We start from the raw sequence: 18196 nt of genomic DNA on the forward strand, positions 1-18196 counted from the left end.
TTTTCTCTTATCTTGCTTAACAGCGCCTCCTCAGCGTTCGCCAGCCAGGTTCTCGGCCAAAGCCGGCTTCCCCCGATCAAATGACGGTGTTGTCCGGGATCACCGAGTCCTTGATGATGGTGACGATGCCGTTGCTGATCCAGATCCCTTCCTCTTCCCGCTGCGCTTCGCTGACGTGATCCTTGTTGAGGATGCGGACATTGCGCCCGATGCGGGCGTTTTTGTCCACGATGGCGTTGACGATGTGGGAGTTGGCGCCGATGCCCACCGGTGGGATCCCAGCCTCCAGCTTGGCCTGCCGCTCTTCTGCCGACTCGTAGTAATCGGCCCCCATGACCAGGGTATTCTCTACAATGGTATTGGCCTCCAGGCGGCTGCGAATGCCGATGATGGAATTGCGAATTTGAGCATTTTTGATGATGCAACCGTCGGCAATCATGGAGTTGACGATCTGGGAATCGAGGATTTTGTTGGGGGGCAAAAAGCGTGGGCGGGTGTAGATGGGCATTTCGCTGTCAAAGAAGCTGAAGGGAGGGTTGGGCTGCTGCACCAGCGCCAGGTTGGCTCGATAAAAAGCCTCGATGGTGCCGATGTCCTCCCAGTAGCCCTTGAACGGGTAGGCCTGCAGATGGTACTTGCCGATGGCTGACGGCAGCACCTCTTTGCCGAAGTCGGTGTGCTCCTTCACCTTCAGCATCTCGATGAGGGCCTCCCGCCTGAATACATAGATGCCCATCGAGGCGATGTAGGGCTTGGCTTTGGCCTCTTCCGGGCTGAGGCCGAGGGCTTGGGTATCCACCTGACAGGCTTTCAGCAGCTCCCCTTGCGGCTTTTCTTTGAAATCGACGATCCGTCCATCGGCGTCGATCTTGAGCAAGCCAAAACCCGAAGCCACTTTTTCTTCGCAGGGGAGCACCGCCAGCGTCACATCGGCTCCGGTTTGCCGGTGATAGTGAATAAAGGGGCGGTAGTCCATGCGGTAGAGGTGATCCCCCGATAGGATGAGGAAGTCACGCGGCTTCCAGGAGTCCATCAGCCAGAGATATTGGCGAACGGCGTCAGCCGTGCCCTGGAACCAGTCGGGGTTATCGGGGGTTTGCTGGGCCGCTAGGATATCTACAAAGCCGCCGGTGAAGGGAGACAGGCGGTAGGTATTGATGATGTGGCGGTTTAGCGAGGCGGAGTTGAACTGCGTGAGGACGTAGATCTTATCGATATCGGAATTGATACAGTTGCTAACCGGAACGTCGATAAGGCGATACTTGCCTGCTAGAGGTACAGCCGGCTTGGCGCGGCGCTTGGTTAGAGGATAGAGGCGGGTGCCCCGCCCACCGCCTAGGATAATTGCCAGTACATCGCGCATGGTGGTTCTCCACCAGGTTACACCCAATAGCATAGACCGCGGCGAGGGGAAGCGGCTGCAACGGCCCTGGGGAAGCTGATGGCACGCATCCTGGCCTTTACCAACAACAAGGGCGGCACTGGCAAGTCCACCCTCTGCGTCCACGCGGCCCAGTTGACGGCCCAGCGGGGCCACGCCGTTCTGCTAGTCGATCTCACCTCCCAAACCACCGCCAGCAGCTTTTACCTCGAAGAGGCCGGATCCCTTCCCCCAGAGGAGACCGTTTGGGCTAGCCTCCACCCTCACCACCAGCGGCCTCTGGAGGAAGTCATCTATTGCACCGACAAGGGAGTGGATGTGGCGCCCTCCCACCGCACCATGGCCGAAGTGGCGGCCCAACTGGCGGCTGCTGGCGACTCCGGGCAAGACCTGTTGCAGCATCAGCTCGCTCCCCTGCTGCCGGATTACGACTTTGTCTTTCTCGACACGCCAGGGGAGCTGAATGCCCTCACCGCCAATGCTTTGCGGGCAGCCCAGCGGGTGTTGATCCCGACACGGCTCAACCGCGTCGACTTCTCTTGTACAGAGGTGACCCTGCGCTATGTCGAGTCCCTGAAGGGCGAGTTGAGCCAAGTCCGCGCCATCTTGACCATGCTGGACGACCGCTACTTGCCAGGGGGCATCTGGTCCGGATCCCATACCGGGCAATTGTATGTGCAAGCGCAACAGATTTTTGCGGATGTGCTTTCACCCGTTACCATTCCAGATAGCAGCGATTTGCGCACCGCTTTTGACTACGGCTTGACGGTCATGGACTATCGGCCTGGCTCGGTGGTGTGTCAGCGATTGGAGCAGTTTGTCGAACATGAGGTGCTCTTGTGACTGGATCGGACCGTAGCCTCTTTCCTTCTTCGGGAGAAACTTCCCGCACTCGGCGCAAGGCCAGTGCTAAAACCAGTTCAGAGCCCACCCCTGCAGAATCTACTCCCACGGGCGAGGAGCCGACAACGATGTCTTCTCAGTCTCCTACAGAACCAGCCCCAGAATCGCCGGACCTTGAAACCCTCAAAAGCCAACTGGCCGAAGCTCAACAACTTTTGCAGGACTACCAAAACAAAGTCTCTGCCCTGCAAGCTCAGCTACAGCAAGTCACTGCCCACCGCGACGAATTGCAGAAGGCGCTGGCCCAGTTACAGGCGGTGGCCGAGGAGCGGGCCAAGACCATTCAGGAACTGCAAAGCCGCCGAGGGCAAGTCGCACCTTTACCCAAGCCGCAACCCCAGCCTTCGCCTCTGCACGCGCAAAAGAAGATCATGAATCGGCCCATCTTTGACAACGTGTCGCCCACCGACGAAGATATGCCCCCCTACATGCTGGACTAGGCAGTTGGTACTAGTCTGGATTGCGCCGGAGGAAAGGAGGGTGTAGGGTTAGGGATCCCTGTCTGCTCGGTTGCCGTTCCGGTCTGCACGCTATGACTCCATCCCAGGCGAAGATGACTGTTTCTGGCGATGCCATTCCGCCCCACGGGGGCACCTTGGTCAACCGCATTGCCTCCCCTGAGCAGGCGCAGGAGCTGCGCTCCAAAGCTGAACACTGCCCCATCCTCCACCTCGACGAGCGGGCCCAGTCGGATCTGGAGATGATCGCCATCGGGGGCTTCAGCCCGCTCACCGGCTTCATGGGGCGGGAAGATTACCAGTCGGTTCTGGAGACGATGCACCTGGCCAACGGCCTGGCTTGGTCGCTGCCGGTAACGCTGCCGGTCTCTGCCGAGATAGCTGCCGATCTCAAGGAAGGGCAGACCATTGCCTTGGCCAATGCCGAGGGCAGGCTCTTGGGCCTGTTGGAATTGACCGAGAAGTTCACCTACGACAAAACCCGCGAAGCGCAGCAGGTCTACCGCACTACCGATGAGCAGCATCCGGGGGTGAAGGTGCTCTACCAACAGGGATCCGTCTATTTGGCCGGCCCTGTAACTCTCTTGCAGCGGGATCCCCATCCCCTTTTCCCGGCCTACCAGATCGACCCGGCCCAGTCGCGGCAACTGTTTCGGGAAAGAGGCTGGAAAACCATTGTCGGCTTTCAAACCCGCAACCCCATCCACCGCGCCCACGAGTACATTCAAAAGTGCGCTCTGGAAATCGTGGACGGGCTGTTTCTCCACCCGCTGGTGGGGGCCACCAAAAACGACGACATCCCCGCCGAGGTGCGCATGCGCTGCTACGAGGTGCTGATCGAAAAGTACTTCCCCAAGGAGCGGGTGATCCTGGCCATCAACCCTGCGGCCATGCGCTACGCCGGCCCGCGCGAGGCCATCTTCCACGCCCTCGTTCGCAAAAACTACGGCTGCACCCATTTTATTGTGGGCCGGGATCACGCCGGGGTGGGCAACTACTACGGCCCTTATGATGCCCAGCACATTTTCGATGAGTTCCGTCCCGAGGAACTGGGCATCATCCCCCTCAAGTTTGAACATGCCTTCTATTGCACCGTCACCGGCACCATGGCCACGGCCAAGACCAGCCCCAGCCAGCCCCACCAGCGCATCCACCTCTCGGGCACCAAGGTGCGGGAAATGCTGCGCCGCGGCGAGATCCCCCCGCCGGAGTTCTCCCGCCCCGAGGTAGCCCAACTGCTGGCCGAAGCTATGCGTGAGCGGGGACAGCCTGAGTAGGGGCAAAAAGAGCCTGCTCCAGCCCAGGCCCTCTGTGTTCTTGGGGAGTCGGCCAAGCTGAAATAGGGCGCTGCCTCCTTGCCTAGGCTGACTCCGCTAGATTGATCGTTGGGTTGCGGTCGCAGAGCCCCCAGGTATCAGCTTAAAACCGGTTCTGTACATGGGCATCACCGGCCAGTCCTCTGGCGCAGCCTCAGGGATACCAAACCATAAACAAACCCACGCCCAAAAGCAGGGGAAGGATGCTGCTCTCCTAGGAAACTCTCGCCAGGAAGCCCTCCATGGGCAGCAACAGACCTCATCCCGCCTCAAAGCGGAGCTGGTCGGGATCCACATAATAGCAGCGGGCATTGTCAACACAGATCAACGCCCAGCCATTTTGGTCAACATCGACCAACGTATACTCGGATTGAGGGATGAAGTGGCCCTGGTGGTTGCGGGTCTCGCCTTTAACCCAAACGGTCTGACGGTTCATCTTCAAGTTCCTCCAATTTACAGTCAAAGAAAATCAAAAGCAGAACTCAATTTCAATGCAAGTCGATGCAAGAAGTGTCACACCAAACAGAAACCCTTGCATCTCCTCAAAGCCCAACAAATCCACAGGCTTGCGTGGGATGCAAGCTAACTCACAGCGGTGCCAGAATACCGTCTTGCGATTTGGTAAGAGAAGTCTAGCACCAACTCTATGAGAATATTGTTAAAAGTTGCGGATTAAGTTGACAAGCTCTAGATTTTCCTAAATTCTTGTTGCAAAATCGGGTTAAGCCTGCTTAACCTGCTTGGTCTACTTCAAATAGCCATTGGTGCATCTTGCTCAACTGAGGCCAATTGGGACGGCGGTTCCCTCCCTCTGCCAAGTTAGATTTGACCCCCTCGATCTGCTCGGGATCCCGCGCCAAGATTTGCTTGATGATCTCCACCTGCTGGCGTACCCCTGTTTTTTTCAGCTCCAGCATCGCCAAAGTCAAGTTCACCCGCGGCTGGGCGTCCACCGGGTCTAGCTTCACAGCAGTTTGGGCAGCTTTCAGGGCTTTTTCCGCTTGCCCCTCCAAAAGATAGAGCCAGGACAAGCAAGTCCAGACTGCTGCCGCCTTCGGGGATCCCTTACAAATGGCCTCGAAGGAAGGGATCAGCGTCTTGGCCGCTTCCCCCGCCTCGTAGCGCCGGATCCCTTCCTGAAACAATTCTTCAATGGCTGCGCTCATCGTTCTCAACTCGGCATAATGACGTATTGACAAGTGCACTACTTTATGGGTGTAAGGCTGCTCTTGCCTGTTCGCTCATCTGCTGAAGTGCACCGAGGTCGGGGAGAGGGATCCCTTCCCCTTCAGCAAGCCATAGCCAGTACTCGATGTTGCCGGCAGGGCCAGTGATAGGCGACCAAGTATAGCCCTGCACCTGCCAGCCGCGGGCCACCGCCGCCTGCATTACTGTCTGCAGCACGCGGGCATGGACGGCCGGATCCCGCACTACCCCCCTTTTGCCCACCTGGCCTCGGCCCGCCTCAAACTGCGGCTTGACTAGCAGCAAGGCTTCCCGCGGCGAGCGCAACAGCTTCCACAGAGGATCCAACACCTTAGTCAGGGAAATAAAGGAGAGATCCACCACTGCCAGATCCGGCCAGTTGGGAGTGGGCACCTCGGTTCCGTAGAGATCGGCTGGCTGAAGATAGCGCAAGTTGGTTCGTTCCTTAAGGATTACCCGCGGGTCAGTTCGCAAAGACCAGGCCAATTGGCCATAGCCCACATCCACCCCATAGACCCGCTGCGCCCCTCGTCGCAGGAGGCAATCGGTGAAGCCCCCAGTGGAGATGCCAGCATCCAAACAGATGCGACCCTGGACTTGAATGGGAAAAGCTTGCAGTGCCCCCTGAAGCTTTTCTCCTCCTCGCGAGACAAAAGCAGACTTGGCCTGGATGTGGACTACAGGATCTCCGCTTACCCACGTCCCGGCTTTTTCCGCCCGTACTCCGTTGAGGAAGACTTCTCCCGCCAAGATAGCCCGCTGCGCCTGCTGGCGCGAAGAAAAATACCCTCGCTCCACCAGCCAGGTATCCAGGCGGACTCGATCGGCCATGCCCTAGCCACTGGCCTTCCACTCCATCAAGATAGACGACCGGGATCCCTTCTGTCAGCCGCGACTTAGCCAAAGCGCCCGCTCACATACTCTTCCGTCTCGCGGTTGGCGGGAGAGTTGAAGATCTTCTCGGTGCGGTCAAACTCTACCATTCGTCCGTAGCGGATCCCTCTCTCGTCAAGTTCAGTGTTGAAGAAGGCAGTGAAGTCGGACACGCGAGCTGCCTGCTGCATGTTGTGGGTGACGATGATGATCGTGTAGCGACGGCCCAATTCCTTAAGCAGCTCCTCAATGCGCAGCGTAGAAATCGGATCCAGCGAGGCGCAAGGCTCGTCCATTAGAATTACCTCCGGCTGAATGGCCAGGGTGCGGGCAATGCAGAGGCGCTGCTGTTGTCCACCGGAGAGGGAAAGGGCGCTCATCCTCAACTTATCTTTCACCTCATCCCAGAGAACGGCCTGGCGCAGTGCCCGCTCCACGAGCTCGTCCAGATCCCCCTGGTAGCCATTAATCCGGGGCCCAAAGGCAATGTTGTCGTAGACGGATTTGGGGAAGGGGTTGGGCTTCTGAAACACTAGGCCAACCCGCCGCCGCACCTCAGAGGGATCCACATCCGGGTCGTAGATGTTTTTCCCGTGGAAGATAACGGAGCCTTCTACCCTTGCCCCTGGGATTAAGTCATTCATGCGGTTGAAGCAGCGCAAAATAGTGCTCTTGCCGCAACCTGAGGGTCCAATAAAGGCTGTGATGTGATTTTTCGGGATCTTCAGGGAAACCTGCTTAACCGCCAGGTGGGAGCCGTAGTAGACGCTCAGATCCCGCGTCTCTAGTTCAACCTCCAACCGGGTGGGTTGCTCAGGAGAGCCCGACTTGTCAGAGAGTGGAGAGCGCATAGGCGTGTTGAAAAGAAGATAACGTCGCTGCAAGGCTTAGATAGTGATGGCTTCTTGGCGACGACTCACAAGGAGCCGGAAACTGACGGTGGTAATCAGGACCAAAATCACCAGAGCCAAAGCCCCTCCCCAGGCAAGCTTCTGCTGGTTTTCAAAGGGGACAAGGGCAAAGTTGTAGATCAACACAGCCAGCGAGGCCACTGGCTTCAACAAACCGCTGGGCCAGAGAAAGCTAAACAAAGCCGTGAAGATCAGGGGCGCCGTCTCACCTGCAGCGCGGGCAATGGCCAACGTCACCCCCGTCAGGATCACCGGCAGAGCCGCTGGCAACACCACGCGAAACACCGTCTGCACTCGCGAAGCCCCCAACGCATAGGCAGCAGCCCGCGTATCGGCCGGCACCAGGCGCATCGCCTCTTCACTGGACAAAATGATGATAGGCAGGGTCAGCACCGATAGAGCCATCCCGCCGGCAAGGGCCGAGAAGGTTTTGGAGGAAAGCACCAGCACCCCATAGGCAAACACCCCGGCAATGATGGAGGGAACCCCCGTCAACACCTTGATAACGAAGCGCAGAAAGGAGGCCACGGGGCTGTTTTTGCCAAACTCCGAGAGATAGATGGCTGCGAATAGACCAATGGGGAATGTGATGGAGATAGCAATCGACACCACAATAATCGTCCCCAGCACCGCATTGCCAAATCCGCCCACCTGATCGCCCGGAGGAGGGGGAAGCTGGGTCAGCGTCTGCCAGTTCAGGCGCTCGATGCCCCTGGTGAAAACGTAGTAGAGGATGAGAGCCAGCACAAAAATGGCGAAGATGCTGGAGATAGCTGTCAGCGCTGTCATTCCTACATCCAAGAAGATGCGCTGCCAGGGCTTCGCTCTGCGCTTAAACCAATTGCCTTGCTCTACCGCCTGCACTTGCGCTGTCATGTTCCTCTACTCCCACGAAGCTGTTAGCGCAAACTTGACACGGCGTATCATCAGCTCCGCCGCAATGTTAACCACCAGAGTGATGGCTAACAGAATCAAGGCCAAATACATAAGTGCTGCAACCTGCTCGGGGCCCGCTTCCGCAAACTCGTTGGCCAATAGGGCTGGGATGTTGCTGGCAGGAGCCAGAAGCGAGATGCTAATGCCGCGGGCATTCCCAATCAGCATCGCTACTGCCATCGTCTCCCCCATGGCGCGTCCCAAACCCAAAACCACCGCTCCCAGGAGGCCGCCAATTGCTGCCGGCAGCACGACACCAAAGATGGCTTCCCAGCGAGTGGCTCCCATCGCATAGGCAGCCGCCCGCAACTCTGGCGGAACGGACACCAGCATTTCCCTGGCGATGGCAGTAATGATGGGGATGATCATGATCCCCAAGACAACCCCCGATGTCAACATCCCAGGCCCTACTGGTGGTGTGCTGAAAATGGGCAGCCAGTTGAAGTGCTGGAACAAAAACATCTGTATAGGGCGGAAGAAGGGGATGAAGATAAACAACCCCCAAATGCCGTAGACCACACTGGGAATGGCTGCCAGCAGCTCCACCACGATGATCAAGGCTGTGCGCAAAGGCTTGGGCAAAAAGTCCTCGCTCAAAAAGATGGAGATGCCAAAGCTTAAGGGAACGCCCACGATCAGAGCAATCAGAGAAGTTACCAGCGTGCCGTAGATCTGGGGCCAAGCACTGTAAATGTTCTCAACAGGATCCCAGGTGGTGCCCCAGAAAAAGCCCAGCCCGAACTTCCGAATGGCAGGTAGCGCCTGAATCCCAATCTCCAGGGCAATCCACAACAGTAGGAAAGCCGAGAAAAAGACGGCGATCCGCGTTGCCCAAATAAATAGCCAGTCGCGCCGGCGCTGGAAGACGGGCCGGGGCCGAAATAGAGAACTGCTCTCCGAAAAGGTAGTGGTCATCTGCTGGGTAGGGGGTACAAACCTCTACAAAGTGATGCTTTCCAGGGCAGCCAGAGCTTTCTTCCAAACCTCTACGGAGTGATTTTTTCCAGGGCAGCCAGAGATTTCTTTCGCGTTTCCTCCGGCAAAGGCACATAGCCCAGCGGCTCCGCAAAGGATTGCCCCTCGGTGAGGGCGTAGCGAAGAAACTCTCTGACAGCCTTGGAGGTTTCAGCTTTGGGGTAGACTTGGTAAGCCAAGATCCACGTGTAGCCCACAATGGGGTAGGAGTCTTCCCCTTCGGGATCTGGGTCAACCCCCAGCAGCCGCTCGTCGAGCTTGATTCTCGCCAGCGCTGCCTGCTCCGTCTCAACTTTGGGGACGACGAACTTGCCTGCCCGGTTTTCCAGGCGAGCGAAATTTAGGTTGTTGAGCTTAGCAAAGCCGTACTCCACATAGCCGATTGAGCCAGGAATCTGCTTGATTTGTTCAGAAACGCCTTCGTTACCGCGAGCTCCCACGCCAGTTGGCCAGTTCACGGAAGAGCCACGGCCCACTTTTTGCCGCCATTCGGGGCTAATGGCGTTGAGGTGGGTGGTAAAGATGTCGGTGGTGCCACTGCCATCAGAGCGGTGCACAACAGTAATCGGCAGATCTGGGAGAGTCACGCCTGGGTTAAGGCCAGCCAGCAGCGGATCGTTCCACTTCTTGATCTTGCCCAGGAAGATATTGGCCAGCGCCAGGCGAGAGAGGCGAATTTCAGGACCTACGCCGGGGACGTTATAGGCTGCCACCAATGCCCCGCCCACCATAGGCACGGCCACCATGCCCTTGGGAGGGTTGGCTTCACCCTCAATCTTGCTAATCTCCTCAGGACGCGGCACGCTATCACTGGCGCCGAAGTCGACAGTGCGGGCCACAAATTGCTGACGGCCAGCGCCGCTCCCCACCGATTGGTAGTTGACTTGGATGTTGGGGTTTTTCTTGCCAAATTCTTGGGCCCACGTTTGGTAGAGGGGGGCCGGGAAGGTAGCTCCAGCGCCGTTGATGGTTATCGTCTTCTGCTGGGCAAACACTCGCTGCCAGCCGGCCTGACTTGCCGCAAAACCAGCAGCAACTGCCGACAAGGACTTAAGGAAAGAACGACGACCCAAGGAATGCGACATCAACATACAGAGATCTCTCCACTGAAGAGCGTGTCCTAGCCCAGGTCAAAAAGCTGCAACTGTGAAACCTAACTCCAAGAGTTCAGTCCACCGGGCCGAAGAGAGCACAGGATCTCGTTGAGACCCCAGCCCTTGCAACTCAGTCGCTAATCGGTCGCTAAGTGTAACGTAAGGTCAACCCTTTTTGGGTCAACAAGAGGTTAAATTCAGGTTATTTCTAGGTTATTTCTAGGCCCAGCAGCCGAGGTCGCGACTGTCGGGCTTAATCAGGGTAGAGACCCCAGGGGGAGGCTGGGGCTGGGCTGACATTGGTCGGGGGAATGCCTAGAATAGAGAGCTGTCAAGAGAGTGGGTGCCTTCCTCCTATGGCAAAAGATGTGCAGGTGATGCTGCGCCAGGCGGTTCCTGGGCTCGGCAAGCCGGGAGAGGTGGTGAGTGTCAGGCCGGGCTATGCCCGCAACTACCTTTTCCCGCGGCAGATGGCGGTGCGGCTTACGCCTGGACTTCTCAAGGAGCAGCAGATGCGGCGGGAGCAGGAAGCAGCCCGCAAGCTGGCTGAGAAGCAACAGGCGGAAAACTACAAAAAGGCTTTGGAGACGATTGGCCGTTTTGTCATCCGCAAGAAGGTGGGCGAAAAAGACCTGCTCTTTGGACAGGTAACTGCCAGCGATATTGCCGAGGTGGTGCTGGCTACCAGTGGCCTCGATATCGACCGCCGCAATGTCCTACTCGATGAGGAGATCAAGAAAACTGGGGTTTACCTGGTGCAGGTGAAGTTACACCCCGAGGTTACCGCTACGCTGCGCATTCAGGTCACGCCTGAGTAGAAAAGAGGTTCTGGTTCAGACGGCTATGCCCACTTGGCCCGCTGCGCTAGGGTGTGCAGCCTAGCAGTCGGAGAGCGGGGGAGAGCTTGGTTTTTCTACCCTGGCTGGTGGTGATTAGCGATTACGACCTGAGCGGTGGGGATCGGCTTCCGCCTCAGAACATCGAAGCTGAGGAGGAGATCTTGGGCGGCATCCTCCTTGACCCTGAGGCGATGGCGCGGGTGGCGGAGCTCTTGCGGCCTGAGATGTTCTACCTCTCCGCCCACCAGGAGATCTACCGGGCTGCTCTGCAGTTGTACAGCCAGGGCCAGCCCACTGACCTGACCACTGTTTCTGCCTGGTTGGCAGATCACCAGCTCTTGGAGCGGGTGGGAGGAACGGCGGCAATTCGCCGCTTAGTGGAGCAGACGGTTAGCAGTGTCAACATTGACCAGTATGCCCGTCTGGTGGTGGACAAATACATGCGCCGCCGGCTGATTCAAGTCAGCAACACCTTGGCGCGTCTGGCCTACGACACTAGCCAGCCTCTCCCTCAGCTCCTGGATCGAGCCGAGCAAGAGGTGTTCAGCCTCACCCAGGAACGGGTGCAGCGCAGCCTTGTTCCAGCCTCGGAAGTTTTGGTAAACATCTTCTCAGAGTTGGAGGAGAGGTTCCAGAGCGGGGCTCAGATCCCTGGGATCCCGACCAAATTCATTGACCTCGACAACCTGACCCAGGGCTTGCAGCGGTCGGATTTGGTCATCCTAGCCGGCCGTCCCTCGATGGGAAAGACCAGCCTGGCTCTTAACATTGCCCAAAATGTGGCTGCCTACGTCAAGCAACCGGTGGCCATCTTCAGCCTGGAGATGTCGCGGGAGCAACTGGTGCAGCGGCTCTTGGCCAGCGAGGCGCGCATTGATAGTAGCCGTCTGCGATCCGGGCGCATCAGCGAGAATGAGTGGCAACGCCTGGGGCAGGCGATTGGCTTTTTGTCGCAACTGCCTTTGTTTATCGACGACACGCCCAACTGCACGGTTACAGAAATTCGCTCTAAGGCGCGGCGTCTGCAGGTGGAGCAAGGAGGGACGTTGGGGTTGGTGTTGATCGACTACTTGCAGCTCATCCAGGGATCTGAGTCCGACAACCGGGTGCAGGAATTGTCGCGCATTACCCGCGGCCTCAAGGCGCTAGCCAAAGAGCTGATGGTGCCGGTGCTGGTGCTATCTCAGCTCAGCCGGGCAGTGGAGTCGCGCTCAGACAAGCGTCCGCAACTGGCAGATTTGCGGGAGTCGGGTTGTCTAGCCGGCGATACCCGCGTGAGGGACGTGGATCGCGGCAAGATCTGGCGGCTGGAGCAACTGGCAGCCCTGCCGCCTTCAGCAGAACTGCCGCGCCTGCTCAGCCTCAATGGGCGCGGGCGGCTGGTGCCCCAACAGCCAGTGAGGGTATTTTGCAGTGGGCGGCAGCCCACATGTCTTCTAAAAACCCGCCTCAACTTTTCCATTCGTGCCACTGGCAACCACCCTTTCCTAACTCGGGACGGCTGGAAAACCCTCGACGAGCTGCAACTGGAGGAGGAGGTGGCGGTGGTGGTGCAGGAGGGGTTGATCTGGGATCCCGTCGTCTTCATTAGCGAGCCGGGGGAGCCGCAACCGGTTTACGACATCGAGATGCCCCGCCACCACAACTTTGTGGCCAACGGCCTGCTGGTGCACAACAGCATCGAGCAGGATGCCGACGTGGTGATGATGATCTACCGGCCCGAGTACTACGATCCCAACACCAGCGATCGCGGCATTGCCGAGGTGATCGTCGCCAAACATCGCAACGGCCCTACTGGCACCGTACGCCTTTTGTTTGAAAGCCAGTACACCCAGTTTCGCAACCTGGCGGATCCCTATCGGTGAGCGAAAGCCGCAGCAGAAGTAGATCGGGACTCCTTTCAAGGACAGGTCCGGGGTGCGAGGTGTTAGCCTGAGATTGCCCCCCTAGGGCAGGTTGCTGTTGCTGGCTACCTCCCTCTGCCTAAAGCCATATGTTCAAAAGCCTGTTGATCGCCACCGATTGCCGCGATGGACTGCAGCGTTTTGGCAAATGCCTAGAAGAGCTTTACCTGAATGGGATTGAGCGCGTTGCTTTTGTGCATAGCGTTGCTCGGCAGGACGACGACATTGGCCTTCCCGAAGACCTCACCCCCAAAGTGCAGGCGCAACAGGCTCGCTTACACGAGGTGTTGAGCGCCGTTCCTGCAGGGCTGGAAGTCAAAGTCTTGGTGCAGGCGGGCAAGGCGGTGGATCTGATTTTAAGAGGGATCCAAACCTGCAGCTCCGACTTGCTAATCACAGGCATGGGGATCCACAATCTGCTCACCGAAAAACTGTTTGGAAGCACCACCTTGGAGCTGCTGCCGAAGCTGACCATCCCGGTAATGGTGATGCGTCCGCAACTCATCGCCGCCTTTACTCTGGAAGAATTGCACCTGCGCAGCCGCCACCTATTTCGCTCCCTCCTAGTGCCTTTTGACTTTGAGGAGCCCCGCCGGCAGCTCCTCAGCCGTCTTGGCCAACTGCTGCCAGGAACTTCCCAGTGTCAGGCCATTACGCTGCTCTATGTGGTGGATCCCAGCGCCCGCCGCAACCAGGGATCGCCGGCAGAAGAGCTCAAGCGCAGGGCCGAGGCCGACTTGGCCCGGTTAGTCGAGCCGCTGGTCGAGCAGGTAAAACCGGTGCAGTTGCGGGCCTTGGTGCGGGTGGGATCCCCGCTTCAGGAAATCCTAGCCACCGCTGCTGAGGAGGACATGACCGCCATTGCCACCGCCTCCCCACGGGTGGGGACCTTTTGGGAGTGGTCAATCCGTAGCCTCACCGGCGAGATTCTACGGCAAAGTTGGCATCCGGTGTTGTTTTTCCCGCGCGGTTCCTTAGCGTAGTAGAGCTGCCCAACCCCCCTTCTATGCCGCTTGACCAAACCTTGAAGGAACTGTTCCAGGCGGTGGCTCAGGGGAAGCTCTCTCCCGAGCAGGCCCTGCAAGCCTGTCGCTTCCTGCCTTTTGAGGCGGTAGGAGACTTCGCCCGGGTGGATCACCATCGCCTTCTGCGCACCGGCTTTCCCGAAGCCGTGTGGGGGCCGGGCAAAACTCCCGAGCAGATTGCCCAGATTCTGGAGCGGCTGCACCGCCAGGGATCCCTAGCTTTGGCCACCCGCGTCGATCCCTCGGTCTATGCCCAAGTTCGCTGCCGCTTGCCCCAGGCCCAGTATTCTCCTGTAGCGCGCTTGTGCTGGATCCCTCCCCAAAAGGTGCATAGCTATCCCGGCCAGATTAGCGTGATCTCCGCTGGCACTGCCGACGTGCCGGTGGCTGAAGAGGCCGCTCTCACCGCCGAGCTCTCCGGGTTTCAGGTCAACCGCCTCTGGGATGTGGGAGTGGCCGGGATCCACCGCCTGCTGCACCACCGCGCCGCTCTGGAAGCCGATGTGCTCATTGTAGTGGCAGGCATGGAGGGAGCCTTGGCCAGCGTGGTGGCGGGCCTGGCAGACTGTCCGGTAATCGCTGTGCCCACCAGCGTTGGCTACGGGGCCAGCTTCCAGGGCTTGGCTGCCCTACTGACCATGCTCAACTCCTGTGCGGCGGGAGTGGGAGTGGTGAACATCGACAACGGCTTTGGGGCTGCGATTCTGGCCGGCCAGATCCTGCGCTGTGGCCAGCGGCTGGCGTCGCGATTGCCCTCGCCTGCATCCCCTGGAGAGGGAGAAGGTTAAGAAATGTAAAACAATCCTAAGCCAGACAGGCTATACTCAGGCCATGGCTAGGCCGGGATTTTGGCTGTCTCCGCTGGGAGGTTGTTTCCAAGAATTGAGGGGTGGGTTCTTTCCTCAGGTATCATTCTTGGGGCGCTCCCTAACGACCATAAAAACGACCATAAAAATGAAAGCAAATGAAAGGAGTTGTCGATTATAGGATAGCAGTCTGGGGTTGGCTGCACTGAACGAACGATTTTTTAGCCGGGGTACATGAAGCTTGCTGCTATGTCCATCGAGGCAATAAATACCGCTGTGGCTCTTGTTCAGGGGATCGTTCAGTCCTTCACTTGGACGGATCTCTTTTTGGTGGTGGCTCTGGTGTTTTTGGAAGCAGCCCTCTCTGCTGATAACGCCGTCGCCCTAGCTGCTTTGGTCAAGCATTTGCCCACCCCCCAGCAACAGAACCGGGCTTTGCGCTGGGGCATCATTGGCGCCTATGGTTTTCGCATCGCCATTGTGTTTGCAGCGGTTTGGCTGGTGGAGTATCCGCCCGCTCAGTTTCTTGGGGCCTGTTACTTGCTCTGGCTGGCCTGGCAGCATTTTCGCGGGGAAGAAGAAGGACCCGAGCAAGACATCACTCGCCAGGCCAATTTTTGGCAAACTCTGGTGATGGTAGAGCTGACGGATCTAGTCTTTTCTTTCGACAGCATCGCCGCTTCGGTGGGCGTCTCCCGCAAGGCTTGGGTGATCATCCTCGGCGGCATTCTCGGCATCACCCTGATGCGCTACATGGCCTCTTTGTTCTTGCGCTGGCTGGATGAGTTTTCCCGCCTGGAAGATGCTGCCTTTGCCATCATCGCCCTGGTGGGAAGCCTCATGCTGCTGGAGGTGTTTTTCCCCCAAATTGAGCTCCCGGAATGGGGGATGGTGCTGGCTGTGCTGCCTTTGTTTGTCTGGGGCTTTTCGCAGCGCCGCAGTCCTTCTCCTCCAGCCGTGGCCCAGCCAGATTCGACTCTGCCCAGTTCGACGGAAGGGATCCCTGCCGGCTTAGCCGCTCTTGCTGAGGTTGAGTCTGCCGCTGAGCTGGACTAAGGGAGCCCAGGGAGGAATTTCGGATCCCTGGGGCCGGTGAACGCCGGCAGGTTGTTCGGGCAACGGGAGGGCCTTGTAGACTAGTAGTGGAGGCAAGCCACCGGAGGAAGGTATCCTGATTCCGCAGTTTTGCCAGAAGTGGTGGGCAAAGTGCTGCCAGCAAGCCATTGCCACAAGCAGGGACAGCCAGCAGAAGCCGCCAGCAGGGGTAGAGAATGGTCAACCTCAGCCCCTTTCCTCTCCAGCCAAGGTAAACGATCCGATCCCTCTGGTAGAGCTGCGGCAGGTCTGCAAGCGCTTTGGGTCTACGGTGGTGCTGGATGGGATTGACCTCAAGGTGTACCGGGGCGATGCCCTAGGAGTGGTGGGGCCTTCCGGCACCGGCAAATCGACCTTGCTGCGCATTATTGCCGGCCTGACGGAGCCGGAGGCTGGCGAGGTGCTCTGGTGTGGGATCCCGCTGCCGGAAATTCAGGCCGGCCATCAGACTCCCCCCCTGCGGGTAGGCATGGTATTCCAGCAAGCGGCCCTCTTCGACTCCCTGACGGTGGAAGAAAACGTCGGTTTTTTGCTCTATGAGCACTCGCGGCTGCCGCGGGCACGCATTCGGGAGCTGGTGGCGGCCAAGCTGGAGGCGGTGGGGCTGGCGGGCAAGGAGCACAGCCTGCCGGAGGAGCTTTCTGGGGGGATGCGCAAGCGGGCCAGCTTCGCCCGCGCCATCATGGAGGATCCGTCGCTGCCCCAGGACGAGCCGCAACTGCTGCTCTACGACGAGCCCACAGCAGGCTTGGATCCCATTGCTTCCACCGTGATCGAAGATCTCATCCGGGATCTGCAGCGCGTGAAAAAAGCTTGCGAGAGCTACATTGTGGTGACCCACCAGCACAGCACCATCTACCGCGCCACCGACCGGATTGTGCTCTTGGCCCAGGGGCGGGTGCAGTGGGAGGGATCCGTGCAAGAGATCGAAACGTGCGACAACCCCTTTGTGCGGCAATTTTTCAGCGGTAGCGTAGAAGGGCCAATTCAAGTGGCAGGGCAGGTGTGATGCGTTCGCGAGCAATCCGAGAAGGGGCGGTGGGCCTGTTGATCTTGGCGGGGGCACTGGGCTTTGCCGGGCTGTTTTTGTGGATCTACAACTTGCGCTTCGGCAGCCGCGGCTTTCGGTTCACCGTCACCTATCCCAATGTGGCCGGCCTGGCGGAAGGCTCCAGCGTGCGGCTGCGGGGAGTAGCTGTGGGCCGGGTGGAGCGCATCCTGCCCCAGGCAGCCCAGGTGGAGGTGCAGGTGGCTATCGACCAGCCGCTGGTCATCCCGCGCGACGCCCTGTTTGTTACCACCCAGACGGGGCTGGTGGGGGAGACGGTGATGGATATCCTGCCGCAGGCGGCTGTGCAGCTAACAGGATCTCCCTTGGCAGCCGATTGCGACCGCAGCCAGATCATCTGCGATGGGGATAGGGTGGAGGGCGAGCCGGGCGTGGGTTTCGGCCAGTTGCTGGTTCAGGTGGATCGGCTGGTGACGCGCATCAACAACGATGAGTTCTTCGATACCCTCAACGCCACCTTAGAAGGGATCACCCGTGTTGCCAACAGCGTGGCCGACCTCTCGGAAACTGTGGAGAAGCAGGTGGCAGCCCTGCGCACCGAAGATCTGGACTTGTCGCAATTTACCTCGGCTGCTGTGGCTATCCAAGACGCGGCTGGAGCTGTGAGGGAAACGGCCCGCAGTTTTCAAGCGGCTGCCGATCGGTTCACCGTTCTGGTGGAACAGAACCGCACCTCCCTCCAGGCTGCCCTGGAAAACATCCAGCAGGTGAGCGCTGATCTGCAAGCCATGTCGAGCGCGGTTCGCCCGCTGCTTACCGATCCGCAACTGCAGGCGGATGTGCGCCAGATCCTGGCCGAGGTGCGAGCGGCGGCGGAGAACGTGTCCCAAGCTACCGACGATCTGCGGCAGCTTGCCGCCAGCCTCAACGATCCGGGCACCCTGGCGACCTTGCGCCAAACTCTGGACTCGGCCCGCATCACCTTTCAAAACGCGCAAAAGATCACTGCCGATATCGACGAGCTGACCGGGGATCCCCAGTTTCGTCGCGCTCTCCGGGAACTGGTGTTGGGGCTGAGCAACTTGGTCTCCAGCGCCCCTTCAGAGGAAGGGATCCGGCCTGCTGGGGCTCAGGATTATCGCTTCCATCAGAACCTCTGGGGTACTCCCGCCACAGCGCAGCTTGGCGGGATGGGGGATAGGCGGTGAGACGAAGGGGTTCAATGCCCCTGAGTCTCACAATCTGGGCGATGCCTGCTGCTCGACATACTTCTTCAACTCCTCAACGGTGACCCCACCACAAGAGGCAACAAAATAGGCCCCTGCCCAAAATACAGGCTTGCTGTAGAACCGTGCCACCTCTGTGGCGAACTCTTTGCGAATCAACCGGCTGGAGACTGTTTTCAGGTTGTTCACCAGCCTTGAGACCTGAACATCCGGCGGAAAACTCACCAACAGATGCACAT

Annotated in this window: 19 protein-coding genes; 10 read left to right on the top strand and 9 right to left on the bottom strand. The window is 58.7% G+C overall.

Annotated elements, in window-relative coordinates:
* Positions 1-76: 76 nt before the first annotated feature.
* Positions 77-1363 carry a glucose-1-phosphate adenylyltransferase gene (locus SYN60AY4M2_RS00495; RefSeq protein WP_099812071.1) on the bottom strand — a complete coding sequence of 429 codons (1287 nt, stop codon included), beginning with the start codon at positions 1361-1363 and terminating at the stop codon, positions 77-79.
* A gap of 78 nt (positions 1364-1441) precedes the next feature.
* Here SYN60AY4M2_RS00495 and SYN60AY4M2_RS00500 point away from each other — a divergent pair, with 78 nt between their 5' ends.
* The 3 genes from SYN60AY4M2_RS00500 to sat all read left to right on the top strand — a co-directional run bounded on the left by SYN60AY4M2_RS00500 (position 1442) and on the right by sat (position 4019).
* Positions 1442-2224, top strand: coding sequence for a ParA family protein (locus SYN60AY4M2_RS00500; RefSeq protein ID WP_099812072.1), 783 nt, complete (start codon positions 1442-1444; stop codon positions 2222-2224).
* A gap of 128 nt (positions 2225-2352) precedes the next feature.
* On the top strand, positions 2353-2724 hold the full coding sequence (locus tag SYN60AY4M2_RS00505; protein ID WP_011430402.1) for a hypothetical protein: 372 nt from the start codon (positions 2353-2355) through the stop codon (positions 2722-2724).
* Positions 2725-2837: 113 nt separating this feature from the next.
* Complete coding sequence (gene sat / locus SYN60AY4M2_RS00510; protein WP_168173349.1) at positions 2838-4019, top strand: sulfate adenylyltransferase; 1182 nt, start codon at positions 2838-2840, stop codon at positions 4017-4019.
* Between the two features lie 298 nt (positions 4020-4317).
* Here sat and SYN60AY4M2_RS14170 read toward each other — a convergent pair whose 3' ends face one another.
* From SYN60AY4M2_RS14170 to pstS, 7 genes are all read right to left on the bottom strand, one after another.
* The gene (locus SYN60AY4M2_RS14170; protein ID WP_168173350.1) at positions 4318-4494 is read right to left on the bottom strand and encodes a hypothetical protein; all 177 of its coding nucleotides are present in this window, start codon (positions 4492-4494) and stop codon (positions 4318-4320) included.
* Positions 4495-4789: 295 nt separating this feature from the next.
* Entirely contained in the window at positions 4790-5224 is a 435-nt protein-coding gene (locus SYN60AY4M2_RS00515; protein ID WP_099812074.1) for a hypothetical protein, read from the bottom strand.
* A 43-nt stretch (positions 5225-5267) separates the two neighbouring features.
* Positions 5268-6095: a TlyA family RNA methyltransferase gene (locus SYN60AY4M2_RS00520; protein ID WP_099812075.1), complete on the bottom strand. Its 828-nt coding sequence runs from the start codon at positions 6093-6095 to the stop codon at positions 5268-5270.
* A 65-nt stretch (positions 6096-6160) separates the two neighbouring features.
* Positions 6161-6988, bottom strand: a complete 828-nt coding sequence (pstB, locus tag SYN60AY4M2_RS00525; RefSeq protein ID WP_099812076.1) for a phosphate ABC transporter ATP-binding protein PstB — start codon at positions 6986-6988, stop codon at positions 6161-6163.
* A gap of 36 nt (positions 6989-7024) precedes the next feature.
* Complete coding sequence (gene pstA / locus SYN60AY4M2_RS00530) at positions 7025-7924, bottom strand: phosphate ABC transporter permease PstA (protein WP_099812077.1); 900 nt, start codon at positions 7922-7924, stop codon at positions 7025-7027.
* A 6-nt stretch (positions 7925-7930) separates the two neighbouring features.
* Positions 7931-8899: a phosphate ABC transporter permease subunit PstC gene (gene pstC, locus SYN60AY4M2_RS00535; RefSeq protein ID WP_099812078.1), complete on the bottom strand. Its 969-nt coding sequence runs from the start codon at positions 8897-8899 to the stop codon at positions 7931-7933.
* Between the two features lie 71 nt (positions 8900-8970).
* Positions 8971-10050, bottom strand: a complete 1080-nt coding sequence (pstS, locus tag SYN60AY4M2_RS00540; RefSeq protein ID WP_099812079.1) for a phosphate ABC transporter substrate-binding protein PstS — start codon at positions 10048-10050, stop codon at positions 8971-8973.
* Between the two features lie 359 nt (positions 10051-10409).
* Here pstS and rplI point away from each other — a divergent pair, with 359 nt between their 5' ends.
* The 7 genes from rplI (at position 10410) to SYN60AY4M2_RS00575 (ending at position 17939) form a co-directional block, all read left to right on the top strand.
* On the top strand, positions 10410-10871 hold the full coding sequence (gene rplI, locus SYN60AY4M2_RS00545; protein ID WP_011430393.1) for a 50S ribosomal protein L9: 462 nt from the start codon (positions 10410-10412) through the stop codon (positions 10869-10871).
* 110 nt (positions 10872-10981) lie between these two features.
* Positions 10982-12757 carry a replicative DNA helicase gene (dnaB, locus tag SYN60AY4M2_RS00550; RefSeq protein ID WP_099813175.1) on the top strand — a complete coding sequence of 592 codons (1776 nt, stop codon included), beginning with the start codon at positions 10982-10984 and terminating at the stop codon, positions 12755-12757.
* Positions 12758-12885: 128 nt separating this feature from the next.
* Complete coding sequence (locus tag SYN60AY4M2_RS00555) at positions 12886-13779, top strand: universal stress protein (protein WP_099812080.1); 894 nt, start codon at positions 12886-12888, stop codon at positions 13777-13779.
* A gap of 23 nt (positions 13780-13802) precedes the next feature.
* Positions 13803-14609, top strand: coding sequence for a nickel pincer cofactor biosynthesis protein LarB (larB, locus tag SYN60AY4M2_RS00560; protein WP_099812081.1), 807 nt, complete (start codon positions 13803-13805; stop codon positions 14607-14609).
* A gap of 252 nt (positions 14610-14861) precedes the next feature.
* A complete protein-coding gene (locus SYN60AY4M2_RS00565; protein ID WP_228375215.1) occupies positions 14862-15683 on the top strand; it encodes a TerC family protein in 822 nt (273 codons plus the stop codon).
* Positions 15684-15993: 310 nt separating this feature from the next.
* The gene (locus tag SYN60AY4M2_RS00570; protein ID WP_240527653.1) at positions 15994-16731 is read left to right on the top strand and encodes an ATP-binding cassette domain-containing protein; all 738 of its coding nucleotides are present in this window, start codon (positions 15994-15996) and stop codon (positions 16729-16731) included.
* Positions 16731-17939 carry an MlaD family protein gene (locus tag SYN60AY4M2_RS00575; protein WP_099812083.1) on the top strand — a complete coding sequence of 403 codons (1209 nt, stop codon included), beginning with the start codon at positions 16731-16733 and terminating at the stop codon, positions 17937-17939. Before SYN60AY4M2_RS00570 ends, SYN60AY4M2_RS00575 begins: the two co-directional genes overlap by 1 nt.
* Before the next feature lie 27 nt (positions 17940-17966).
* Here SYN60AY4M2_RS00575 and tnpA read toward each other — a convergent pair.
* Positions 17967-18196: IS200/IS605 family transposase (tnpA, locus tag SYN60AY4M2_RS00580; RefSeq protein WP_143597296.1), on the bottom strand; the 230-nt coding region annotated here is incomplete at its 5' end.

Source organism: Synechococcus sp. 60AY4M2, from assembly GCF_002760375.1.
Taxonomy (GTDB): domain Bacteria; phylum Cyanobacteriota; class Cyanobacteriia; order Thermostichales; family Thermostichaceae; genus Thermostichus.